The 23,817-nt window shown below is 66.9% G+C and carries 20 protein-coding genes and 1 pseudogene; 14 read left to right on the top strand and 7 right to left on the bottom strand.

Annotated elements, in window-relative coordinates; genetic code table 11:
* Window positions 1-290, top strand: a 290-nt coding sequence (locus tag ABWP84_RS13425) for a 23S rRNA (pseudouridine(1915)-N(3))-methyltransferase RlmH (RefSeq protein WP_353212548.1), incomplete at its 5' end; no start/stop codon positions are given.
* Between the two features lie 227 nt (window positions 291-517).
* On the opposite strand, the gene ABWP84_RS13420 is transcribed toward ABWP84_RS13425, so the two are convergent.
* Window positions 518-1,813: a M17 family metallopeptidase gene (locus ABWP84_RS13420; protein ID WP_353212547.1), complete on the bottom strand. Its 1,296-nt coding sequence runs from the start codon at window positions 1,811-1,813 to the stop codon at window positions 518-520.
* A gap of 4 nt (window positions 1,814-1,817) precedes the next feature.
* Window positions 1,818-3,287: a leucyl aminopeptidase gene (locus tag ABWP84_RS13415; protein WP_353212546.1), complete on the bottom strand. Its 1,470-nt coding sequence runs from the start codon at window positions 3,285-3,287 to the stop codon at window positions 1,818-1,820.
* Between the two features lie 87 nt (window positions 3,288-3,374).
* On the opposite strand from ABWP84_RS13415, the gene ABWP84_RS13410 reads away from it, so the two are divergent.
* Genes ABWP84_RS13410 through ABWP84_RS13395 form a run of 4 tightly spaced genes read left to right on the top strand, consistent with a single transcriptional unit; the run spans window position 3,375 to window position 6,223 of the window.
* A complete protein-coding gene (locus tag ABWP84_RS13410) occupies window positions 3,375-4,136 on the top strand; it encodes a 3'(2'),5'-bisphosphate nucleotidase CysQ (RefSeq protein WP_353212545.1) in 762 nt (253 codons plus the stop codon).
* 8 nt (window positions 4,137-4,144) lie between these two features.
* Complete coding sequence (locus ABWP84_RS13405; protein WP_353212544.1) at window positions 4,145-5,095, top strand: L-threonylcarbamoyladenylate synthase; 951 nt, start codon at window positions 4,145-4,147, stop codon at window positions 5,093-5,095.
* Window positions 5,096-5,135: 40 nt separating this feature from the next.
* Window positions 5,136-5,696 carry a chromate transporter gene (locus ABWP84_RS13400; RefSeq protein WP_353212543.1) on the top strand — a complete coding sequence of 187 codons (561 nt, stop codon included), beginning with the start codon at window positions 5,136-5,138 and terminating at the stop codon, window positions 5,694-5,696.
* Window positions 5,693-6,223, top strand: a complete 531-nt coding sequence (locus ABWP84_RS13395) for a chromate transporter (RefSeq protein WP_353212542.1) — start codon at window positions 5,693-5,695, stop codon at window positions 6,221-6,223. The genes ABWP84_RS13400 and ABWP84_RS13395 overlap by 4 nt, the downstream gene beginning before the upstream one ends.
* 187 nt (window positions 6,224-6,410) lie before the next feature.
* On the opposite strand, the gene ABWP84_RS13390 is transcribed toward ABWP84_RS13395, so the two are convergent.
* Together ABWP84_RS13390 and ABWP84_RS13385 are read right to left on the bottom strand one after the other, a co-directional pair.
* A complete protein-coding gene (locus tag ABWP84_RS13390) occupies window positions 6,411-7,367 on the bottom strand; it encodes a tripartite tricarboxylate transporter substrate binding protein (RefSeq protein ID WP_353212541.1) in 957 nt (318 codons plus the stop codon).
* A complete protein-coding gene (locus ABWP84_RS13385; protein WP_353212540.1) occupies window positions 7,364-8,458 on the bottom strand; it encodes a 4-oxalomesaconate tautomerase in 1,095 nt (364 codons plus the stop codon). Before ABWP84_RS13385 ends, ABWP84_RS13390 begins: the two co-directional genes overlap by 4 nt.
* A gap of 74 nt (window positions 8,459-8,532) precedes the next feature.
* On the opposite strand from ABWP84_RS13385, the gene ABWP84_RS13380 reads away from it, so the two are divergent.
* The 5 genes from ABWP84_RS13380 (at window position 8,533) to ABWP84_RS13360 (ending at window position 16,194) form a co-directional block, all read left to right on the top strand.
* Window positions 8,533-9,957 carry an FAD-binding oxidoreductase gene (locus ABWP84_RS13380; RefSeq protein ID WP_353212539.1) on the top strand — a complete coding sequence of 475 codons (1,425 nt, stop codon included), beginning with the start codon at window positions 8,533-8,535 and terminating at the stop codon, window positions 9,955-9,957.
* 76 nt (window positions 9,958-10,033) lie between these two features.
* Window positions 10,034-11,170, top strand: a complete 1,137-nt coding sequence (gene lptF / locus ABWP84_RS13375) for an LPS export ABC transporter permease LptF (protein ID WP_353212538.1) — start codon at window positions 10,034-10,036, stop codon at window positions 11,168-11,170.
* Window positions 11,167-12,291 (top strand): LPS export ABC transporter permease LptG, encoded by a 1,125-nt coding sequence (gene lptG, locus ABWP84_RS13370; protein ID WP_353212537.1) that lies wholly within the window; start codon window positions 11,167-11,169, stop codon window positions 12,289-12,291. The genes lptF and lptG overlap by 4 nt, the downstream gene beginning before the upstream one ends.
* Window positions 12,292-12,301: 10 nt before the next feature.
* Entirely contained in the window at window positions 12,302-14,767 is a 2,466-nt protein-coding gene (locus ABWP84_RS13365) for an LPS assembly protein LptD (RefSeq protein WP_353212536.1), read from the top strand.
* A gap of 2 nt (window positions 14,768-14,769) precedes the next feature.
* Window positions 14,770-16,194, top strand: a complete 1,425-nt coding sequence (locus ABWP84_RS13360; protein WP_353212535.1) for a mandelate racemase — start codon at window positions 14,770-14,772, stop codon at window positions 16,192-16,194.
* On the opposite strand, the pseudogene thiS reads toward ABWP84_RS13360, so the two are convergent.
* A pseudogene (thiS, locus tag ABWP84_RS13355) lies at window positions 16,163-17,166 on the bottom strand (sulfur carrier protein ThiS). The gene ABWP84_RS13360 and the pseudogene thiS overlap by 32 nt on opposite strands.
* Window positions 17,167-17,270: 104 nt before the next feature.
* Here thiS and ABWP84_RS13350 point away from each other — a divergent pair.
* From ABWP84_RS13350 to recQ, 3 genes are all read left to right on the top strand, one after another.
* Window positions 17,271-18,224: a radical SAM protein gene (locus ABWP84_RS13350; protein ID WP_353212534.1), complete on the top strand. Its 954-nt coding sequence runs from the start codon at window positions 17,271-17,273 to the stop codon at window positions 18,222-18,224.
* Window positions 18,225-18,287: 63 nt separating this feature from the next.
* Complete coding sequence (locus ABWP84_RS13345) at window positions 18,288-18,683, top strand: OmpA family protein (RefSeq protein WP_353212533.1); 396 nt, start codon at window positions 18,288-18,290, stop codon at window positions 18,681-18,683.
* On the top strand, window positions 18,680-20,479 hold the full coding sequence (recQ, locus tag ABWP84_RS13340; RefSeq protein WP_353212532.1) for a DNA helicase RecQ: 1,800 nt from the start codon (window positions 18,680-18,682) through the stop codon (window positions 20,477-20,479). The genes ABWP84_RS13345 and recQ overlap by 4 nt, the downstream gene beginning before the upstream one ends.
* A 68-nt stretch (window positions 20,480-20,547) precedes the next feature.
* Here the strand turns inward: recQ and dapB are convergent, their stop codons facing one another.
* Window positions 20,548-21,321 carry a 4-hydroxy-tetrahydrodipicolinate reductase gene (gene dapB, locus ABWP84_RS13335; RefSeq protein ID WP_353212531.1) on the bottom strand — a complete coding sequence of 258 codons (774 nt, stop codon included), beginning with the start codon at window positions 21,319-21,321 and terminating at the stop codon, window positions 20,548-20,550.
* A 10-nt stretch (window positions 21,322-21,331) separates the two neighbouring features.
* On the bottom strand, window positions 21,332-23,275 hold the full coding sequence (locus ABWP84_RS13330; protein WP_353212530.1) for a DUF6311 domain-containing protein: 1,944 nt from the start codon (window positions 23,273-23,275) through the stop codon (window positions 21,332-21,334).
* Between the two features lie 97 nt (window positions 23,276-23,372).
* Between ABWP84_RS13330 and ABWP84_RS13325 the strand changes: the two genes are divergently transcribed.
* Window positions 23,373-23,798 carry a PRC-barrel domain-containing protein gene (locus ABWP84_RS13325; protein WP_353212529.1) on the top strand — a complete coding sequence of 142 codons (426 nt, stop codon included), beginning with the start codon at window positions 23,373-23,375 and terminating at the stop codon, window positions 23,796-23,798.
* Window positions 23,799-23,817: the final 19 nt, after the last annotated feature.

The raw sequence follows: 23,817 nt of genomic DNA, 5'->3' as shown, positions 1-23,817 counted from the left end.
TGCCGGCCGGTGCATTGCTGGTGGCGATGGATCTGGGCGGGGCTGCGCCCACCTCCGAGGCGCTGGCGGCGCTGACCACGCGGTGGATGGAAGCGGCCCGGCCGCTGGCCTTTGCGATTGGCGGCGCCGAGGGGCTGGACCCTGCCGTGCTGGCGCGGGCCGAGGCGCGGCTTTCGCTCGGGCCGCTGACCTGGCCGCATTTTCTGGTGCGCGGCTTGCTGGCTGAGCAATTGTTCCGGGCGCAGTGCATTCGCGAGGGCCACCCTTATCATCGCGCCTGGCGGCCGTGAGCATTGTTGGCATGTCTGAGCAGCCCGAACTCGCGCCCATGGTCACGGCTTGGCTATAGGGGGCTTTTTTCCAGCATCCTGGCGCGATGGATGTGCCGGCGCTCACCGTCAGCCTTGCGGCGCAGGAGCTGGATGCGAGGGAGGATCTGACACCTTGGCTGGCTGGGGTTTTCGCGGGTGAGGAATTTCGCCGCCGGGGCTGTTTGCCTGCCAGGCGGCGGCGCGGGTCAATATTCTTGAATAAGCCGGGCGAATAGCCGGGCGCCGAAGCCGGTCGGCATGCCCTTGGCGGCCAGCGGGTCGTCGGCCTCGGCCAGGTCCATGCCGGCGATGTCCAGATGCGCCCAGGGCGTGGTGCCGACGAATTCGCGCAGGAAGGCGGCGGCGTGGCAGGCATCGGGCTGGCGCCCAAGGCCAGCGGGCATGCATTGCCGGAGATCGGCGATGGCGCTTTTGAGATCCTCGCGGTGCCGCTCGCCGATCGGCATGGGCCAGAGGGGTTCGCCCTCGGCGCGGCCGGCGGCGAGGGTGGCGCTTTGCAGCCTCGCATCATTGCTGAACAGGCCGCCATGATGATGGCCGAGCGCGGTGACGATGGAGCCTGTGAGCGTTGCCGCATCCAGCACCGCGCGCGGGCTGTGCCGGGTGATGGCATGGTGCAGGGCATCGGCGAGGGCGAGGCGGCCCTCGGCATCGGTGTCCACCACCTCCACGGTCAGGCCCTTGGCGGTGTGCAGGACGTCGCTGGGGCGGTAGCTATCGGCACTGGTGGTGTTTTCGGCGATGGCGAGCACGGCCACGGCTGCGCGCGGGGTGCGGCCCAGCGCCAGGGTCAGCATGGCGCCGGCGCAGGCGGCGGCCCCGGCCATATCGGCGCGCATCGCTTCCATCCCACCCGCTGGCTTGATGGAAATGCCGCCAGTGTCGAAGCATAGCCCCTTGCCCACCAGGGCGATGGGCGGGCCCTCACCCGGCCAATGCAGGGTGACGAGGTAGGGGCCGCTCTTCGCCGCCCTGCCGACGGCGCTGAGGGCGCCATAGCCATGATCTGCCAGCCAGGCGCGGTCATGCACCGTCACCTGCAGCCCATGGCGGGAGAGGGTTTGCAGCGCCTGGACGAAGGCGGCGGGTGTGAGGTCATTGGCCGGGCGCACCACGAGGCTGCGGGCGAAGAGATTGCCGGCGATGCAGGGCCAGGTTTTGGCCCAGAGCCGGGCAGCCAGGCGCGGGGCGTCGCATATTATGCTCAGCGTGCCGCGCGGGGCGGGGCGGGGCGACCAGGCGCGCAGGGTCGCCCCGGCGGCCAGCGCCACCGGATCGGCCAAGCCACTTGCGTCGATATCAAGCGCGTGCCGGCCCTCGGCCAGGGCTGCCCAGGCCAGGGCGCCTGCCGCCTGTGGCCCCTGGGTGAGGTCGAGCCTGATGGTCTGACCCTGGGCGTCAAAACCATCCTGCAGTTCTGGGCCGGCGCGGTTTGGCGCATTGCCCGGCGCGGCCTGAAACCGCACCGCGACGGGCAACATGGCCTCAGCCCTCGAAATGATCCGCCACCAGCCGGTCGAGCAGCCGCACGCCGAAGGCGGTGGCGCCCTTGGGCGTGGTGGGCAGGTCCTTTGCCGACCAGGCGGTGCCGGCGATGTCCAGATGCACCCAGGGGCGGCCCTGCACGAAGCGCTGGATGAATTGCGCCGCGGTGATCGACCCACCCGCCCTTGTGCCGACATTCTTCATATCGGCGATGTCGGACTTGATCTGCTTGTCATAGGCATCCGAGAGCGGCAGGCGCCAGCACAATTCGCCGGTGGCGCGGCCGGCGGCTTCCACCTGGGCGGCCAGCGTGTCGTCATTGCTGAACAGCCCGGCATGCTCATGGCCGAGGGCGACGATGATCGCGCCGGTCAGGGTGGCGAGGTCGATCATCCATTTCGGATCATGCTTGGTGATGGCGTAGTGGATAACATCGGCGAGCACGAGGCGGCCTTCGGCATCGGTGTTGATCACCTCCACCGTCTGGCCGGAGGCGGTCTTGACCACATCGCCCGGGCGCTGGGCGGTGCCGGAGGGCATATTTTCCACCAGGCCCACGAGGCCCACGACATTCACCCGCGCCTTGCGGCCGGCAAGGGCTGCCATCAGCCCCACCACGGTGCCCGCGCCCGCCATGTCCCACTTCATGTCTTCCATGCCGCCGGCGGGTTTGATGGAGATGCCGCCGGTGTCGAAGGTGACGCCCTTGCCGATGAAGCAAATCGGCTTTTCGGTCTTCTTCTTGCTGCCATTCCACTTCATCACCACCATGCGCGGCTCGATGGCCGAGCCCATGGCGACGCCGAGCAGGGCGCCGAAGCCCAGCTTCTTCATTTCCTTAAGGCCGAGGATTTCAACGGTGACGCCCAGCGCCTCCAGCCCACGGCAGCGCTCGGCCATTTCGACCGGGTGGAGCACATTCGGCGGCTCGCTGACCAGATCGCGCGAGAGGAAGACGCCCTCGGCCACCGCGCGGAAGGGGGCATAGGCGGCGCGCGCTGCCGTCGGTTCGGCCAGCGCCACCGCGAGGCGGGCCAGCTTGGGCAGATCATCGGGTTTTTGGGTGGTGCGGTAGAGGTCGAAGCGGTAGCTGCGCAGTTTCACGCCGAGGGCGACGCGCAGCGCCACCGGCATTTCGATGCCATCGGCGGCGAGCAGCACATCCTTTTCGGCCCGGATCAGGGGGTAGGCGGCGCCGCCCACCGCCTCGGCCGAATCGGGCGTGAGTGCGGCGGCCGGGCCCATGCCCAAGGCGACCAGCTTGGTGATGCCCGGGGCCGGCGCCCAGATGGTGGCGGATTGGCCCTTGCTGCCCTTGAAGCCCGCCGCCTCCAGCCCGCGCGCCACGGCGCCGCCGCTGGCCGCATCGAGGGCGAGATGCAGCGCCGAGGGTTCACCCCCCTCAGCCATCAGCACCACCACAGCGCCGGCCTTGGGCAGGGCTGCCTTGACGAAGGAAATCTCGGGCATTGTGTTATCCATCACAAAATTCGCTGGAGGCACATTAAGCCGATGCGTTCCCTTGCGCATCCCCCGCCAGATGGGCATCGAGAGGAGATGCACACGCCGCAGGACCTGATCGACATCGCAGCGCGCCTCGCCGAGGCGGCGGGCCAGGCCATCATGGCCGTGCGCGCACAGGGTTTTGTGGTCGAGCGCAAATCGGATGCGAGCCCGGTGACCGTGGCCGACACCATCGCCGAGGCGATTATCATCGAGGGTTTGCGCGAGACCGGCATTCCGGTGGTGGCCGAGGAGATGATGGCGGCCGGCGCCGCGATGCAGCCCAGCGCCCGCTATTGGCTGGTTGATCCCTTGGATGGCACCAAGGAATTCGCCAAGGGCATTGATGAATTCGTGGTGTGCATCGGGTTGATCGAGGATGGTTTTCCGCGGCTGGGCGTGATCGCCCTGCCGGTGGAGGGCAGCGTGGTGGGCGGGTTGGTGACCGAAGGGGTGGCCTGGAAACGCCATGATGGCATCCACCGGCCGATCAGCGCCCGGCGGCGGCCGCAGGCTGGGCTGACGGTGCTGGATAGCCGCAGCCATCCCAACCCGGCGCGGGTGGAGCGTATTCTCGCAGGCCATGCCCTGGCCGAGACCCGGCATATGGGCTCGGCGATGAAATTCGCCGTTCTTGCCGAGGGGTTGGCCGATGTGATTCCGCGCCCCGGCACCACGATGGAATGGGACAGTGCGGCGGGCCAGGCGGTGGTGGAGGCGGCTGGCGGGCGGGTGACCGATATGGCCGGCGCGCGCCTAGCCTATGGCAAGCCGGATTTCAAAAATGCCGGCTTTATCGCTTGGGGTGCCGATTGACCCAACTGATGACCGACCCCGAGGCCGCCGCGGCGCTGCTGCGGGCGGGTGGGCTCGTCGCCTTTGCCACCGAGACGGTCTATGGGCTGGGCGGCGATGCGCGCAATGGGGCCGCGGTGGCGGGGATTTTCGCGGCCAAGGGCCGGCCGCATTTCAACCCGCTGATCTGCCATTTCGCCGAGGCTGAGGCGGCTTTCGCCGAAATCATCCCCGATGCGCGGGCGCGCGCCCTGGCCGCCGCCTTCTGGCCTGGGCCGCTGACCATGGTGCTGCCGCGCCACCCGCGCAGCCGGGTGGACCTGCTTGCTGGGGCCGGGTTGGACACTTTGGCGGTGCGGGTGCCGGCGCATCCCGGTGCGGCGGCCCTGCTGCGCGCGGCGGGGCTGCCGGTGGCGGCACCCTCGGCCAATCGCTCGGGCCGGGTCAGCCCGACCACGGCGGCGCATGTGATGGAGGAGCTTTCGGGCCGCATCGCCGCTGTGCTGGATGGCGGCCCCTGTGCGGTGGGGGTGGAGAGCACGGTGCTGGATCTTTCCGGCGCGGGCGCGGTCTTGCTGCGGCCGGGGGGGGTGCCGCGGGCTGCGATTGAGGCGGTGATCGGTCCGGTGGGCGTGGCCTTGCCGATCAATGCCGGACCGGCGCCCACCTTGCGCAGCCCGGGGATGATGCTGTCGCATTACGCGCCCTCCCTGCCGCTGCGGCTGGCGGCGGGCGAAGTGCGCGGCGATGAGGCTTTGTTGGCCTTTGGCCCGGCGCTGCCGGGGGCGGCGATCACCTGGAACCTTTCCCAGGGTGGCGATGCGGTGGAAGCGGCGGCCCGGCTGTTCAGCGGTTTGCGCTGGCTGGATGCCGAGGGGGCGCGGTTGGGGCTGCGCGGCATTGCCGCCCAGGCCGTGCCTGATGAGGGGCTGGGCGCTGCGATCAATGACCGGCTGATGCGCGCGGCGGCGCCACGATAGGGGGCTGGACAGCGGGGCGGCGAGCGCCTTGGCTTGGGCCATGAGTGAATCCCGCACCCCCAGCCCTGGCGAACTCTTCATGGGCTTTCTGCAAATCGGCGGCCTTGCCTTTGGCGGCGCCGTGGCCTGGGCGCGTCAGGTGCTGGTGGATAGTCGCGGTTGGATGACGGAGCGCGAATATGCCGAGTTGCTGGGCCTGTCCCAGGTGTTGCCCGGGCCGAATATCGGCAATTTCGCGGTGATGTATGGCCGGCGCTGCCATGGGCTGATGGGCAGCCTGGCGGCGGTGGGCGGGTTCTTTCTGCTGCCGCTTTGCGTCGTGCTGGGGCTGGTGGTGGTCTGGCAGGAATTTGGCCAGAACCCCTGGATCGGCGCCTTCATGAAGGGGGTGGCGGCGGCGGCGGCGGGGATGGCGCTGGGGGCGGCGCTGAAATCAGGGTTTCGGCTGAAGCCGCCGCCTGAGCAGATTCTTGCTATCCTGGTGATCGCGGCGCTGGCGGCTTTCTGGCGGGTGCCATTGCCGTGGATCATTCTGGTTTTCGCGCCGATCTGTGTGGGGATGTCGCTGCGCCGGGCCTTTGCTGCGAGGGCACCGAGATGAGCCCTTCGCCGCTCGATATCCTGTCCACCTTCGCGATGCTGTCGCTGCTGGCGGTGGGCGGCGCCAATGCGCTTTCGCCGGAGATGCATCGCATTCTGGTCGAGAGCCGTGGCTGGATGGATGACGCCACCTTCTCGCAGCTTTATGCGCTGGCCCAGGCGGCGCCGGGGCCGAATATCCTGTCTGCCAGCGTGATGGGCATGGCGATTGGCGGCTGGGGCGGTATGGCGCTGGCCACCATTGGCATTCTCACCCCTGCGGCCTGCCTGGCCTGGACGGTGGCGGGCTGGCTGGAGGCGCTGAAGGGTGCCTGGTGGATCAAGCCGGCCCAGGCCGGGCTGGTGCCGCTGGCGCTGGGCCTGATGGGCGCCTCGGGCTTTATCCTGGGCGAGGCGGCGGCATTTTTTACGCTCGCACCCTTCATCACGGCGGGCAGCGCGCTGTTCATCTGGCGCAGCGACCGCAGCCCGCTTTTCGTGCTGCTGGCCGGTGGCATCATCGGGCTTGGCGTGTATGCGCTGGGGTGATGATTGGCTTGTGGCTGGGGAGAAATGAAGGGTGAGGGGGGGTAAGGTCGAGGGGCTTTGCCCCTCGACCACCCCGGCAAGAAACTCAGTTTCCTGCACCTTCGTTCGATTATTGGTTTGAATACTGATCAAGAATCCGGGAAATTCGTTGATATATATGTCGAAGCTGGTGGAAGGGCGCCGGCCTTCAATCGACGGTGATATTGGCCCGCCTGACCACCTCGGCCCAGCGCAATCTTTCCTCACGGATCAGCCGGCCAAAGCCGGGGCCATCCATGGCGGAGGGCTCTGCCCCCTCTTCGCGCAGGCGGTTGATCAGCATGGGGTCGGCCATGGCGGCGCGCTTGGCCTCGGCCAGCCTGGCCATGATCGGCGCGGGTGTGCCGCTGCGCACCAGGATGCCGTACCAGGCCGTGGCCTTATAGCCGGGCACGGTGGCCGCCACTGGCGGCACGGAGGGCAGCACGGCGATGGAGGCCTCGCCCGTCACCGCCAGCGCCCGCACCTGGCCACCTGCGATCAATCCGGTGACCGAGGGCAAGGTGGTGATCATGAAATGCAGCGTGCCGCTCACAACATCGGTCAGCGCCGGGGCGGCGCCGCGATAGGGGATATGCTCGGCCTCCAGCCCCGTCATTTGCATCAGCAGCGCCGCGGCCAGGTGGCTGGCTGAGCCATTGCTGGCCGATCCGTATGTGATGGTGCCATTCGCGGCGCGGATTTCCGCCATCAGCGCCGGGAAATGTGTCGCCTGCGAGCGTGAACCCACCACCACCACCAGCGGCGCATCGGCCACGAGGCCAATCGGCTCCAGCGCCGTTTCGGGATTGGTGCGCAAATTGCGGAACAGGGTGGGGTTCACGCTCATCGGGCCATGATTGCCCATCAGGATGGTATAGCCATCGGCCGGGGCCTGGGCGGCGGTGTCGGTGGCCAGATTGCCGCCGGCGCCGGGCTTGTTCTCCACGATGACACTCTGCCCGAGCGGCGCTGTCATGGCCTGGGCCAGGGTGCGGGCGATGAGATCGGTGCCGCCGCCGGCGGCGAAGGCGGTGAGGATGCGCACGGGCCTTGTGGGGAAAGCCGGCTGGGCCAGCGCCGGCAGCGGTGCCAGCGCGGCGAGAAGATGGCGCCGGCGCATCATTCGGCTGCCAGTGCCATGGGCTTGTCGCCGGCCCAGACGCGCCCGGGTACCAGAAGCGTGCCCTCCATGATGCGGCGCGCGGTGCGTTGCATGCCGGCCCAGGCCACATCCTCGGCGCCATTCATGGCGATCGGCACCTCGATCACGCCACCGGGGTGGCGGATAGTGGCAATGTCGCCCACCGGCTTGCTCACGGAATGCACCGTGGTGCCGGGGCATTTGGCGGCGGCGGCGAGGCAGATCGCCCCTGTCACCGCCAGGGCCTTATGCACGGCATGTGGCGTGAGATAGCGCACGGCGAAATCTGCCCCATCGGTGGGGCCGACCAGGCCGACCTTGGGCACCACGCTATCGGTCACATCGCCAAAGCCCATGCGGTGGCCGGCTTCCATGCGAATGGCCTCGATGCGGGCCAGCAGCGCCTTGTCGCCATCGATCTCGGTGGGGGCTGCCTCTGCCGATATGCCCAGATCGGCTGCGCGGAGGATCATCATCGGCATGGCGCAATCGACCAGGGAGACCTCCACGCCATCGATTACATCGCTCCGCAGGCCGGTGGGGAAAAGTCGGCCGGTCTTGGCGCCCGCCACCTGGCGAAAACGCAGCATGATGGGGGCGGCGGTGCCGTTCACGCCGGGGATTTCCGCCGTGCCGTCATAGGTCACTTCGCCGCCGGGGGTTTGGATCAGCGCCTCGACCAGGGCGCCGGTGTTCTTGTTGCGGATGCGCACGAGGGTCTCATCACCGGTGGCGGGCAGCAGGCCCGCTTCCAGCGCGAAGGGGCCGACGCCGGCGAGCATATTGCCGCAATTGGGCCGGGTATCGACGAGGGCCTTGCCGATATCGACCTGGGCGAAGAGGTAATCCACATCCACATCCGCCTCGGCACTGGGCGAGATGATGGCGACCTTGCTGGTCAGGGTATTGGCGCCGCCAATGCCATCGACCTGCAACTGGTGCGGGCTGCCCATGGCGGCGAGGAGTACGGCGTCTCGCGTCGCCACATCCGCCGGCAGGTCAGAGGCCAGAAAATAAGGGCCGCGGCTGGAACCGCCGCGCATGATGACACAGGGAATGCGGGTTTGCCGCATGGCGCCCTCCTCAGGAATGCAATGGGGCCAGGGTGCCGCTTGACCCCGCCGCGCGCAAGCGGGATTGCTGGGGGATGCCCGAAGCCCCGCACCCCACCTCGCTTTTGGAAACCCTGGAGGCCATCACCGGCCCCGCTGGCCTGCTGAGAGGCGCCGATGCCGCGCCCATGCTGGCGGATTGGCGCAGCCTTTATCAGGGCGCGGCGCTGGCCGTGCTGCGGCCGGGCAGCACCGAGGAGCTTTCGGCCTGCGTCAAAGCCTGTGTGGCGGCGGGGGTGCCCATGGTGCCTCAGGGCGGCAATACCTCCATGGTGGGTGGTGCCACGCCCGATGAGAGCGGGCGGCAGATTGTTATTGCCCTCACCCGCATGAACCGCGTGCGCAGCATTGATACCACCGACATGACCATGGTGGTGGAAGCTGGCCTGGTGCTGAAAACCGCGCAGGATGTGGCGCGCGAGGCCGGGGCGCTGTTCCCGCTCTCGCTGGGTGCTGAGGGTTCGGCCACCATTGGTGGCGTGCTCTCCACCAATGCCGGCGGCAATACCACGGTGCGCTATGGCAATGCCCGTGAATTGATGCTGGGCCTGGAATGCGTGATGCCCGATGGCACGATCTGGAACGGGCTGCGCCGGCTGCGCAAGGACAATACCGGATATGCGCTGCGCCACCTCATGGTGGGGGCCGAGGGCACGCTGGGCTTTATCACCGCCGCTGCCCTGCGCCTGTTTCCGCTGCCGCGGGAGGAGGCGGTGGCGCTGTGTGCGGTGGCCGATGAAGCCGCGGCATTGGCGCTGTTCCGCCGCTTTCGTGACCAGGATGAGGGTGCGGTGCGCGCCTTTGAATACATGTCCGCAGGCTCTATGCATTTGGTGCTGGACCATGTGCCGGGCGTGAGCCTGCCATTGGCCGAGCGGGCGCAGCATTACGTGCTGGTCGACCTCGCCTCCTCCCGCCCCCAGGCTGGCCTGCGCGGCTTGCTGGAAAACGTGCTGGAAGCGGCGATGGAGGCGGGCGAGGTGCTGGATGCCGCGCTGGCGGAATCGGTGGCCCAGCGCGCTGCCATCTGGAAGCTGCGGGAGGAGCACCCGGAGGGCCAGAAACGCGCTGGCGCCTCGGTCAAGAATGATGTTTCGGTGCCTGTCTCAGCGGTGCCGGAGATGATCCGCCGCTGCTCCGAGGCGCTGCAAAAGCTCATTCCTGGCAGCCGGCCGGTGCCTTTCGGCCATTTGGGTGATGGCAATATCCACATGAATTTGGCCCAGCCGCCGGGTATGGCGGCGGCGGAGTTCCTCGCCCGCAGCCATGACATCATGGATTGCGTGAATGAGATCGTGCGGGATTATGGCGGCAGTTTTTCTGCCGAGCACGGCATTGGGCGCCTCAAGACCGACATGATGGAGGATTGGCGTGGCGGGGCCGAACTCGCTGCCATGCAGGCAATCAAGGCGGCGCTGGACCCGCTTGGGCTGATGAATCCGGGCAAAGTCCTGCCGTGATGGCGGGGTGGGGCGATGTTGAGGATGCATTGCTGCCTTCCTGGCCGGCGGCTGCGAGCCCGTCTATAAGCCAGCCGTGATCACGCGCCTCGACACCTATATCTTTCGGCAACTGGGTGGCGCGCTGCTGGCGGTGACCATCGGCCTGGCCGCGCTTATCTGGCTGACGCAGTCGCTGCGCTTCATCGAGCTGGTGCTGGATCGTGGGTTGTCGCTGTGGGTGTTTCTGGAACTGACATCGCTGCTGCTGCCCAGCTTCTTCGCCGTGATTCTGCCTATCACCACGTTTGTGGTGGTGCTCTTCACCTATGTCCGGTTGGGCTCGGACCGTGAATTGGTGGTGATGCGTGCGGCGGGCCTGTCGCAATGGCAATTGTCGCGCCCGGCGCTGGCGGTCTCTGGTTTGGCGGTGCTGGTGGGGTATTTCCTCACGCTTTACCTGGTGCCGATCAGCCATGCCTCTTTCCGCGAATGGCAATTTGAAATTCGCAACCAGATGGCCGGCCTGCTGTTGCAGGAAGGGGTCTTCTCCACCGTGGGCGAGGATCTCACCGTTTATGCCCGCACCCGCGAATTGGATGGCACGCTGCGCGGCATCTTGGTGCATGATGCGCGCGAGCGTGGCGCGCCGGTGACTATCCTGGCCGAGGCCGGGCGCATCACCAATGGCCCCGAAGGCCCACGCGTGACGCTGGTAAACGGCCAGCGCCAACAGCTTGAACGCAACCCAGCAGGTGGCATGCGGCTGAATATTCTCAGTTTCAGCGAAAATAGCCTGGACCTGGCGCGCGCCAATCGCGCTGAGCAGAGTCGCTTCCGCAATGCCCAGGAGCGCGGCCTGACCGACCTTCTCCACCCCGAGCCCGAGGTCTCGATCCGTGACCGCAGGCGCTTCCGGGCTGAGGCGCATCAGCGCATGTCCAACCCGCTGACGGGGTTTTCTCTGGCGCTGCTGGGCCTTGCGGTTGCGCTCACCGGGCAGTTCCAGCGCTTTGGCGGCGGGCTGAAGCTGTTTATGGGCTCGGCGCTGATGGTGGCGCTGCTTGCGGTGGGGCTGATCGCCAATAGCGCCGCGGCGCGCAGCAATGCGCTCATTCCCCTGGTCTGGATTCACGCCATTCTGCCCGGATTGGCCTCGGCCTGGGTGTTGTCCGGCATGCCGGGCTGGCGGCGGAGCAGCCGCATTCCTCCGCGGGCGGCGGCACGGGCATGACCTTCGCGCAGACCCTTACGCTTTATGTCGGGCGCCGATTCCTGCTCTCCAGCATCACGATGCTGACAACCCTGACGCTGCTGGTCTCGCTGTTTGATTTCATCGAATTGCTGCGCCGGGCGGCGACCCGCCCCGATGCCAGCTTCGCGCTTGTGGCCTCCATCGCCGGGCTGCGGATGCCCTTCCTCTCCATTCAGATCATGCCTTTCGCCATTCTACTGGGCGGCATTTTGGCCTTTTGGCGGCTGACGCGTTCTTCTGAGCTGATTGTGGCGCGCGCCACCGGTGTTTCGGCCTGGGGGTTTTTGCTGGGGCCGATCGTGGTGGCGCTGACCTTTGGCGGCCTCGCCATGACCGCCATCTCGCCGGTCTCATCGGCCATGCTCTCGCGCGCTGAACGGCTGGAGGCGACTTTTTTGCGCGCCGGTGGCGGGGTGACCGCATTGGCCGGCGGCAGGCTGTGGTTGCGCCAGGCTGATCGGGAATTGGAGCCTGGTGGTGTGGCGATTATTTCCGGCCGGCCCACGGTGTTGCTCTCCTCCCGCCGGAACCTTGATTTCAGCATTGAGGATGTGACGATCTGGCGGCTTTCGGCCAATGATCGGGCGCTGCAGCGCATTGCGGTGCCGCGCGCGCAGCTCTTGCCCGGGCGATGGGTGCTGGAAAATGCCGTGCTGTTCGGGGCGGACCGCCTGCCCATGCCCCCCACCACCCTGATCCTCGCCACCGACCTCACGCCTGACCGAATCGAGGACAGCTTCGCCTCGCCGGATACGCTCAGCTTTTGGGCCCTGCCGGGCTTTATTGCGATTCTGGAACAGGCGGGTTTTTCGGCCATCCGGCACCGGTTGCAATTCCAGTCCCTGCTGGCGCTCCCGGCGCTGTCCGTGGCCATGGCGCTGCTGGCGGCGGGATTTTCGATGCGGCCCTCGCGCCAGGGCGGGGTGGCGCGGATGCTGGGGGCGGGTGTTGCGGCCGGTTTTGCCCTCTTCGTGCTTGATAAGGTGACGGCGGAATTTGGTGAATCCGGCGCCTTGCCGGTCTGGCTGGCGGCCTGGGCGCCCTGTATTGCGGGATTGCTTCTGGCCCTGGGGCTATTGCTGCACCAGGAGGATGGGTAGAGCTTTACCTATGGCAGCCCCCACCCCCCCCAAAAAGGCCGCTCATCTCCGCTCAGGTGCCAGGCTGAGGCGCGGCTTTGCTGCGTCGCTCGCCGGCAAGGCCCGGCGCCTGCTGCTGCCTGGTGCCGGGCTGCTCAGCCTATGCCTGATCGGCCCGCTTGAGGCGCAGACGGGCCGCAGCTTTGCCGACCCCAATGCGATGGGCTCGCCGCTGGATCGCGGCGGGACCGTTGCGACGCCGTTGCAAACACGAGCCGCGGCCTCGCCTCCAACCCCTGCTGCGGGTGCTGCGGCCCGCTCTGCCGCGCCGGGTGCAAGCAACAATCCCCCCGTTACCTTCACCGCCGATGAGGTGGAGTATGACCGCGAGCGCGGCATCGTCACCGCCCGCGGCAGGGTGGAGGCCTGGCAGAATGAGCGTATTCTGCGTGCCGATACCTTCATCTATGACCGTCAGAGCGGCATTGCCACGGTGCGTGGCAATGTCCAGCTCATGGAGGCGGATGGCCAGGTTCTCTTCGCCGAAGAGGCCGAACTGGGCGAAGGCTTTCGTGAGGGCGTGCTCACTGGCGTGCGGGCGCTGCTCGCGGCCAATGCAAGGCTCGTTGCCAATGGCGCCCGCCGCACCCCGGTGCCGGTGCCCGAGGGCGCGCCGCCCGGCACCCAGCCTGCCACGTTCACCGACCTCACCCGCGTGGTCTATTCCTCCTGCAACCTTTGCGAGAGCGACCCCAGCCGGCCGCCGCTGTGGCAGGTGCGCGCCCGCACCGCGACGCAGGACACCGAGGTGCAGCGTGTGGCCTATCGCGATGCGCGTGTGGAGTTCTATGGCGTGCCGCTGCTCTATGCGCCGTTCTTCTCGCACCCTGATCCGCAATCGCCGCGCTCCTCGGGGCTGATTTTTCCCACCTCGGGAAGCACCCGCTTCCTTGGTGCTTTCACTCAGATTCCGTATTTCTGGGCGATTGATGAGCAGTCGGATCTGACGCTGACGACGACCCTGGCGACCCGCCAGTCGCCTAATCTTTCAGCCGATTATCGCCGCCGTTTCAACAATGGTGATATTCAGATTCAGAGCAGTGTTGGTTACTTCAACGGCAACGACAATAACGGGCAGAAAGGCCTGGCCAGCCATATTTTCTCCCGTGCGCGGTTTCATCTTGATGAGAATTGGCGAACCGGGCTGGAGGTGAATCGCGCCACAAGCGACACCTATCTGCGGACCTATAAATTCGAATATCGCCGCGTGCTGACCAGCATGGCCTATTTGGAAGGTTTTTGGGGCACCGAGGGTTATGCCCGCTTCGATGCCCGCGTCTATCAGGGCCTGCGGACCAGCGACACTAACCGCACGCTGCCCATCGTCGGCCCCAATGCCTATGGCGAATACGCCCCGCGGGACAAGGTCTTTGGCGGGTTTTTGCAGGTTGATACCGGCTTGCTGGCCATCACCCGCGAGGTGGGCGCCTATGACCAGCGCCTGGCCACCCGCGTGGGTTGGCGGCGCGAGGAGGTGGACCCGGTGGGCGGCTTGTGGAATTTCCGCATGCAGGGCGATGCGCGGGCCTATAATGCCGGCCGCCAGCAGCTCAACCCGAATTACTTCAGCGATGCCAATGGCCAGACCGCAGTCGGCAATTTCCGCGCTGCCGCCGATTGGCGCATGCCGCTGGTGCGCGACTGGGGTGAATGGGGCCAGCAGACCATCGAGCCTCGGGTGCAGGTCGTGGGTGGGCCCAATACCGGCTATCAGGGCCGTTACCCGAATGAAGACAGCATCGATTATGAATTCACCGATGCCACGCTGTTCAACCTCAACCGCTTCAATGGCCGTGACCGGCAGGAAGGCGGCATGCGGGTGGATTATGCGCTGCGCCAAGCCTGGAATTTTCCCAATGGCGGCATGATCGAGGCGGTGGCCGGCCAGTCGCTGCGGCTGCACAGGGACAGCACCTTCGCCGCCGGCTCCGGCCTGGAAAACCGCAATAGCGATTATGTTGGCCGGCTGACCGTGGCGCCCACCAATTGGCTCAATGTCTCCACCCGGGCGCGGCTGGACAGCCGGACCGGCCAGAATAACTTCAATGATTTCATTGCCAGTACCAGCTTCCGCAATGTTCTGGGGCTGGATAGCCTGGGCCTGCAGGCTGGGTATTTATATTCACCGCCGCTGCCCTACATCACGCCGGTGCGCACGCGCAACGAAGTGCTGGCCGGCTTTACCGCCTCCACCCGCACCGATTCGGGTTCTAATTGGCGGGTTGGTGTTTCGGCGCGCTATGATCTTGATCTGGATCGGCCGGTGCTGATTCAAGGCGTCGCCGGTTATGAGGATGAGTGTTTTATTCTCGAGACAAGCTTTGTCCGTCGCTTCGCGCGTGATGCGACGACCAACCAGCAATATGCCGGCAATACCCTTGTTCTCATCCGTCTCGCCTTCAAGACGCTGGGACAATACGGCTTCAGGGCGCTTTGATCATGGATGCTCCGCGTTTCACCATTCTGGCCGTGGAGCGGCGCGAATGGCCGTTTCTGCTCCGCATGCCCTTCCGTTTTGGCGTCATCACCGTGCGCGATGGGCGGCAGGCGGTGGTGCGGGTGCGCATTCGCACCGAGGATGGGCGCGAGGGTTGGGGTGTTTCGGCCGAGACATTGGCGGCGAAGTGGTTTGATAAGAACCAGGCGCTGAGTGATGCCGATAACATGGACCAGCTGCGCCGGGCGCTGGAAATCGCTTGCGAGGCCGGGCTGGCGCATGGCCCAGACACCGCCTGGGGGCATTTTGCCAATCGCTACGCCGCCCATGTGGCCGCCTGCGCGGCTGAGGCGCTCAATCCGCTGATTGCGGCTTATGGCCAGTCGTTGCTCGACCGTGCCTGTTTCGATGCCTTGCTCAAGCTGGTGGAATTGCCCTTCCACACCGCCATGCGCGGCAATCTGGGCGGCATGGCGGCGCATGACATCATTGCCGATCTGGGTGATTTCGATGCGGCCGGCATGCTGGGCCCCATCGCCGCCCCCAGCCGTATTCATGCCCGCCACACGGTGGGGCTGGTGGACCCCATCACCGCCGCCGATGTGACCGAGCGGGTGGATGACGGGCTGCCCGAAACCCTCGAAGAGGTGGCCCGGCATTACGGCCATCGCTGGTGGAAGCTGAAAGTGGGCGGCAATCTGGCGGCAGATATCGACCGCCTTTGCCAGATTGCGGCGGTGCTCGATGCGGGGGAGGCCTATCAGGCAAGCCTCGATGGCAATGAGCAATATGGCGATGGCGAAAGCGCTTTGGCGCTATGGCATTCCATGATGGCGGAGCCGCGCTTGGCCCGGCTCTGCGCCAGCATCGCCTATATTGAGCAGCCGGTGGCCCGCGCCCGGGCGCTGGATACCTCCATGGGGGCGCTGGCGAAGGCGCGGCCGGTGATTATCGATGAGAGTGATGGCGACCTCTCGGCCTTCGTCACCGCGAAGGGGCTGGGCTATGCCGGGGTTTCCACCAAGGCCTGCAAGGGGTTTTGGCGGAGTTTCGTGAACCACGCGCGCTGCCGCGCCTGGAATGACGCAGGCGGCCAGTACTTCATGTCAGCCGAGGATCTGACCACGCTGGCCGGGCTCTGCGTGCAGCAGGACCTCGCCCTGGTCAGCGCCCTGGGGCTGCGCCATGTCGAGCGCAATGGCCACCACTTCATCGCCGGTTTCCAGGGGCGGCCGAAGGCCGAGGCGGTGCGCTTCATGGAGGCGCATCCGGGGCTTTATGCCGATACCGCCCATGGGCCGCGGCTTGCGATCCGTGAGGGGGCGCTGGATATCGCCTCCATCGCTGTTGCGGGTTTTGGCGCGGCGGAGGAGCCGGATTTTGCCGCCATGGAGCCTATGAAGCCGGCGGCCTGGCCGAAGAGATAGTGCCCGTCATCGGGCTGGAGGGATCCGCCCGGTAATCCTTTGGCATCCGCCCCGCCAGGTAAGCCGCGCGCCCGGCCATCACCGCATGTTTCATGGCGACAGCCATCATCACCGGGTCCTGCGCATGGGCGATGGCGCTGTTGAGCAGCACCGCATCGCAGCCCAATTCCATGGCCAGGGCTGCGTCGCTTGCCGTGCCTATGCCGGCATCGACCAGCACGGGCACTTTGGCATTCTGCTTGATGCTGCGGATCATATAGGGGTTCACCACCCCCATGCCGGAACCAATGGGCGCGCCGAGTGGCATGATGGCGACGCAGCCCATCTCCTCCAGCCGCTTGGCGGCCAGCGGGTCATCGGCACAATAGACCATCACCTCGAAATTATCGGCGATGAGCGCGGCTGCGGCCTCAAAAGTGCCGACCATATCGGGGTAGAGGTAGGGCGGGGGGCCCAGCACCTCCAGTTTCACGAGGTTCCACCCCCCCGCCTCACGCGCCAGGCGCAGCGTGCGCACGGCATCCTTCGCCGTGTGGCAGCCAGCGGTATTGGGCAGATAGGTGTATTGAGAGGGGGAGACAAAATCCTGCAGCATGGGCGCTGAGGCATCGCCGATATTCACCCGCCGCACGGCGACGGTGACGATCTCGGCCCCGCTGGCGGCGGTGGCGGCGGCGGTCTCCTCCAGTGATTTATAGCGGCCGGTGCCCACGATCAGCCGTGAGGTGAATTTGCGACCGGCGACTTCCCAGACATCATCCATGAGCTTCAGCCCCCCCCAATGAAATGCACGATTTCCAACTGGTCCCCCGCTACGAGGCGGGTATCGGCATAGGTGCTGCGCGGGACGATTTCCTCGTTGCGCTCCACGGCCACTTTGCGGGTGTCCAGGCCGATTTCGCGCAGCAGCTCGGCCACGGTGCTGGCGGCAACGGCACGGGGTTCACCGTTGAGAGTGATGGCAATATCCATGATGGCTATGTGGCGCTGCTTGGGCGCGGGGGCAAGCAGGCCCGGCGCTGGCACCATGGGGCGTCTCCATGCTAACCAAAGCCTACAGAGATAACAGGCGCTGCATGACCCCTCCGCTGGACAATGCCCCCTTCACGCCACTGGCAGCTGGCAAGTTTGAGGATGCGGTAGTGACGCTGAAGGGTGAGCGCCGCGCCGCCGTGGCGTTTGGCGGCCTCACCACCCTGTGGGTGAATACTGGCACCTTGTGCAATATCACCTGCACCAATTGCTATATCGAGAGCAGCCCGCGCAATGATGCGCTGGTCTATATCGTCTTGGACGAGGTGCTGGCCTTTCTGGACGAGGCCGCGGCACGCGGCGAACCGCTGGAGGAGGTGGGGTTTACCGGCGGTGAGCCCTTCATGAACCGCGACCTGGTGCCCATGCTGGAGGCGGTATTGGCCCGCGGCCTGCATGCGCTGGTGCTGACCAATGCGATGAAGCCCATGCGCCAGCACGAGGCAGCGCTGCTGCGCCTGCGCGACGATTATGGCGATAGGCTGACCCTGCGCGTCAGCCTCGACCATTTCGACGCGGCCTTGCATGACCAGGAGCGCGGCGGAGGCAGCTTTGCCATCGCGCTTGACGGGCTGGTCTGGTTGGCCCGGCATGGTTTCAATCTTCACGTCGCCGGCCGCGCGGCTTTTGGTGATGCCGCCACGCGAGAAGGGTTTGGCGCGCTTTTCGCCGCCCATGGCATTGGGATCGACCCGATGGACCCGGTGGCGCTGATGCTTTTTCCCGAAATGGATGCCCGGGTGGATGTGCCCGAAATCACCGAGGCTTGCTGGGATATCCTGGGCAAATCGCCTGATAGCCTGATGTGCGCCTCCTCGCGCATGGTGGTGAAGCGGCGAGGGGCTGCGCGGCCGGCGGTGCTGGCCTGCACCCTCTTGGCCTATGATCAGCGCTTTGAACTTGGTGCGACGCTGGCCGAGGCCGCGATCCCTGTGGCGCTGAACCATCAGCATTGCGCGAAATTCTGTGTTCTGGGTGGCGCCGCCTGTTCACGGTGAGGGTCGACGTTGACGCGGGGGAAGCGCTTCGGCATTGCGAGGGTAACAAACCCGGAGATTCGCATGATCCGCCGCCTCATCCTGCTGGCCCCCCTCGCCCTTGCCATGGCCGGTTGCGCTACGCCTGATCTTGATGCCCGAAACGAGCCGCCGGTGATCATTTTCTTCACGGGCGACAGCGCGGCCTTGGAAGAATCGGGGGTTGCGCTGGTGCGCGCTGCCGCCGCCACCGCCGCCCGCCACCCCACAGCCTCGGTGCGGGTGCTGGGCTTTGCCGACCCCGAGGGCGGCCGGCGCTTCAATCAGGCGCTCAGCCGCGCCCGGGCCGAGCATGTTGCCAATCATTTGATCGAGGCCGGCGTGGCACCCGGCCGCGTGCGCAGCGTGGCCCGCGGCCCGGTGCCCTTCGAGTTCATGGAGATGGAATCCCGCCGGGTGGAAATCCGCTTCGGCGAGTGATCGCCGAACCGGGACAAATCCTCCGCCAGGTTTTTGGTTACGCGGCGTTCCGGCCGCAGCAGGCGGAGATTGTGGCGCATGTGATGGCCGGTGGCTCGGGGCTTGTGCTCATGCCCACCGGCGGCGGCAAGTCGCTCTGCTTTCAGGTGCCGGCCTTGTGCATGCCGGGCCTGGCGGTGGTTGTATCGCCGCTCATCGCGCTGATGGAGGATCAGGTGGCGGCGCTGCGCCAGCAGGGCGTGGCGGCGGCGGCTTTGCATTCCGATATTGATGATGAGGCCCGGCGCGATATTCGCCGGCAGATGGGCGATGGCAGCCTGAAGCTGCTTTATGTCTCGCCCGAGCGGCTGACCATGGATGGCACGCTGGACAGCCTGGCCCGGCGCGATATCGCGCTCTTCGCCATCGATGAGGCGCATTGCGTCAGCCAATGGGGGCATCATTTCCGCCCCGAGTACCGCGCGCTTACGGTATTGGCGGAGCGTTTTGCCCATGTCCCAAGGCTAGCGCTGACCGCCACCGCCGATGCCCGCACCGTCGAGGATATCCGCAGCCAGCTTTCGTTGGAGGCGGCGCCGGTGTTTCGCGGCGGCTTCGACCGGCCGAATATTTTTGTCCGCGCGGCGCCGCGTGAGCAGGAGCGCGCCCAATTGCGCGGCTTCATTAACCGCGTCTCCGATGGGCGCGGGGCTGGCATTGTCTATTGCGGCAGCCGGGCGAAAACCGAATCGACCGCCGAATGGCTGCGCAAGGATGGGCTGGATGCGCTGCATTTCCATGCCGGCATGGATGGCGCCGATAAGCGCGCCCATCACCGCCGCTTCGCCCGCGGCGATGCCGTGGTGATGTGCGCCACCATCGCCTTCGGCATGGGCATTGACCGGCCGGATGTGCGTTGGGTGGCGCATACCGACCTGCCGCGCTCGCCCGAGAGCTGGTACCAGGAAATTGGCCGCGCGGGGCGTGATGGGCTGCCGGCCGAGGCGCTGCTGCTCTATGGCGCGGGCGATATCGCCATCGCCCGCCACCGCATTCAGGAAAGCCCGGCCAGCGACGAGCAGAAGCGCATCGAGCGTTCGCGGCTTGAGGCCATGGTGGCCATTGCCGAGGCGGCAACCTGCCGGCGGCGGATTTTGCTGCGCTGTTTTGGTGATGATCTGGAACAGGATTGCGGCCGCTGCGATGTTTGCGCCAATCCGCCCAAGCTGTGGGATGGCACGGTGGCGGCGCAAAAGCTGCTCTCTGCGGTGCTTCGCACCGGCCAGCGCTTTGGCGTGGGGCATGTGATCGACGTGCTGCGCGGCCGGCTGACCGACAAGGTGGCGCAGCATGGCCATGACCAATTGCCCACTTTTGGCGTGGGCAAGGATGTGTCGGATGTGACCTGGCGCGGCGTGGCCCGGCAATTGGTGGCGCAGGGTGCGCTGGACGTTGCGGTGGAAAACCATGGTGAATTGCTGCCCACCGAGGCGGCGCGGCCCATCCTGAAGGGCCAGGCGGCGGTGATGATGCGGGCCGATATGATCGAGACCGGCAGCCCCGCCGCGCGTGACCGCGAACGCGCAAGCCCGGTGACCAGCGACAACCCCGCCTTTGATGCGCTGCGGGAATGGCGCAAATCCGAGGCCAAGGCCCAGGGCGTGCCGGCCTATGTCATTTTCCACGACCGGACGCTGGCCGAGATCGCCGACCGTATGCCGAGCAGTCTGGACCAACTCGCCGAGGTGCCGGGCGTGGGTGCGACCAAGCTGGAGCGCTATGGTGATGCCGTGCTGGAGGTGATGCGCGGGGTCTGAACGGGCTCTGGTTTTTGTTTTCCCGCATTTTCCGGGCCGCCTTGCGCAGCCGCGAGGCTTGAAGACGCTCAGCCGATGCCCAGCACATCCTTCATGTCATAGAGCCCTGCAGGCTGGGCGGCGGCCCAATGTGCCGCCCGCACCGCGCCCACGGCATAGGATGCGCGATCAAAGCTGCGATGGCCGAGGGTGATATGCTCGGAGCCTGCGGCGAAGATCAGCGTGTGCTCGCCCACCACCTGGCCGCCCCGCAGGGCGGCAAAGCCGATGGTGCCGGTGCCACGCGCGCCGTTATGGCCATCGCGGCCGGATTCACGGCCCGCCGCCTCCAGCGTGGTGCCGCGCCCGCGCGCCACGGCCCGGCCCAGGCCAATGGCGGTGCCCGAGGGCGCATCCACCTTCTGGCGGTGATGCATCTCCACGATTTCCGCGTCGTATTGCTCGGGGGGCAGGGCGGCGGCCATGCGCTCGGCAATGGCGAACATGATGTTCACGCCCGGGGCGAAATTCGCGGCATAGACGATGGGGGCGTGTTGCGCGGCCTCGGCCACGGCGGCTTCCTCGGCCGTGGAGAGCCCGCTGCTGCCCAGGATGAAGGCTTTTTGCGCCCGCGCTGCGGCGGCGGCATGGGTGCTGGCGGCATGGGCGTGGGAAAAATCGATCACCGCATCGCTGGCGGCGAAGAGGGCATCGGCATCGGCGAGGATGGTGATGCCGGACTGCGCGGCGCTGCCCGGGCGGATGGTGCCGCCCACCAATATGGCGCCCACAGCCTCCACCTCGCGGGCCAGGAGCTGCCCCATACGGCCGGTGATGCCGATAATGCCAATGCGCAATGCCATGGAGAAACCCTCAATCCATCAAACGGGCGGACATAAGCTGCATCCCCACGCGATGTGCAACCCGGCCCAGTCCGCGGCGCTGCGGGTCCACCGGGCGTGGCACATCGAAGGTGATGCGCACGGGCCCCTGGGGCAGCAGGATGCGTTGGGTGGCCTCGGCCATATCCGCCAGCCGCCATTCGCTGGCTGGGCCGTCATTCACCCGCACGGAAACCACCCTTGTGCCGCCGGGATTGAGCGCCACGCCGCGCAAGCGCAATTCCAGGGTGCCGCCGCCGGCGGGCAGCAATAGGGTGCTGCGCGGCCCGGCATTCCAGGCCCCGGCCCAGCCATGCGCCTGGAAGGGCCGCGGGTCGAATGGCTCGCCACGGATGGGCATGGCAGGGGGCTGGCTGGCCGGCAGGGGCGTGCCGAGCCCCTCGCCGCAGAGCCTGGGCAGCGCGCCGAGGCAGCCCACACCGGCACCCAGCAGGCGGGCATCCAGCCGGGATATGAACGCGTGCTCCAGCACCAGGCGCAATTCACCGGGGCGCAGCGGGGTTTCCACCGCATCGCTCGCCGCAGCCTCGCAGCCAAAGCCCGCCGGCATGCGCGCGGCTGGCACGCTGGAGACGGCGATGCCCAGCCGCACCGCCACAAGTGCGAGGCTCTGCGCCAGGTCGCGCTCGGCCCCCATGATGCAGGGCGCGGCTGGCAGGAAGGTGAGGCTGGTGGCGGCGGTGAGTGCTTCGGCAAAGCCGGGCGGCGGTGGGGCGGCAGCGGGGCTGGCCATCATCGCATGGGCGCGGGCACGCAGGGGCGCGGTATCCAGCCATTGCAGGCCGATGGCGAGCATGCACAAGGTGCCAAAAGCCATCGGCCGCAGCCGCGCCGCCAGCGCCGCTATCGCCAGAATCAGCGCCGCATAGCCCACCGGCCAGAAGAGCCGACCAGAGGCACGGAAGGCGCCAAAAATATCCTCCCAGGGCTTCAGGCCGAGATCGAGCAGCAGCACCGGCCCCGCATAAATGCGCGAACTCAGTGCCAGCAGCACAAGGCCCATCAGCACCACCAGCAGCGCGGCCATCCAGCGCGGCGGCCGGTGCCAGGCCAGCGCCACCACCACCAGCACGCCAGCGCCGAGATAATTGAAACCCTCATATTGCCCGCCGGTGGCATCAAGCATGGCGCCGCCGAATAGCCCCGAGAGTTGCGGCAATAGCGGGGAGAGCAGGTTCATCGAGAAGCGCCCGAAGCCCCTATCTCCGGCCGCCGCGCCAAAAAATCCCGCCAAGGCCATCAGCCCGGCCGTGCCGCCCAGCGCCAGGGCCAGGGCCAGCCCGGCGCGGCGCAGCCCGGGCCAATCCCGCGCGATGGCAGCCTGCAATGGCACAGCGCAGAGCAGGGCGGCGGCCATGGCCAGCAGATAGGGATGGGTGAATGCGCCCAGCAGCAAGACCGCCACCGCCATGCCCCAGCCAGGCTGGCCACGCAGCAGCCGCAGCGTGGCGCCCAGCGCCAATAGCACCACGAAATGTCCGCAGAGATTGGGATGCATCGGGCGGAACCACAGGCTGGGCATTGCCGCCGCCAGCGCCGCCACCGCCAGGGCCGGGAAAATCCGCCGCTCTCCCATCCCGCGCAGGGCATAGGCCGCTGCCACCGGCTGCGCCGCGAAGCAGGCGAAAAGCCACCAGCCGAGAAGATTATGCGGCCCACCCGGCAAGAGCTTGGCCAGCAAAGAGACCAGCGGATTGGCATCGAGCAGCAGGGCATTGACGCCCTGCGGCGGCATGAGGGAGGCGATGCGGAACAGCGGAAACCGCCAGCCATCGGCCTGGAAGGCGAGATGGCCGAGCATCGACTGCGCGACATCGCCGCCCGGCGCCAGCCACCAGCCGCCGCCCTGCACCATCACCCAGGGCAGTTGCAGCGCGCATGAAAGGCCGATGAGGAGGGCTAGCAGGTAGGCCATGGGGGATGAGTGCCGAAGGCCAGGTCAGGGCGCAACCCTAAGGGCTTCCCTGCGTTTTACCCGAAGCGGCCGCCTTCGGCCCGAATAGGAAAGAGGCATGATCCACATGACCACGCCGGTACAACAGCCGATCCATCCCGTCGAACAGCCCACCAGTAAGGACCTGACGCAGCCCACCCATGGCTCGATCATTTCGGCCAGCCGCGTCGCCGGCACCGCGGTCTATGACCTGTCGGAGCAGAGGATCGGCACGATCGAGGATGTGATGATCGATAAGCTGCAGGGGCGCGTGGACTATGCCGTGCTCGGCTTTGGCGGGTTCCTGGGCATGGATAAAAAGCATTACCCGCTGCGCTGGTCGATGCTGCGCTACAACAGCGCGCTGGAGGGCTACCAGGTCAAGCTTGACAAGACAGCGCTGGACAATGCGCCGACCGTCGAGGAGGACCGGGAGTGGAGCGACGACCATGCAACCCGCGTGCGGGCGCATTATGATCGCTCCCTGGATTGGCCGCTGACCTGAGCGGCCATGCTTTCCTAGC

Source organism: Rhodovarius sp., assembly GCF_040399605.1.
In the GTDB taxonomy this organism is placed as follows: Bacteria; Pseudomonadota; Alphaproteobacteria; order Acetobacterales; family Acetobacteraceae; genus Rhodovarius; species Rhodovarius crocodyli_A.
Note: the sequence above shows the minus strand (reverse complement) of the source record. Positions and strands in the feature narration are given on the sequence as shown.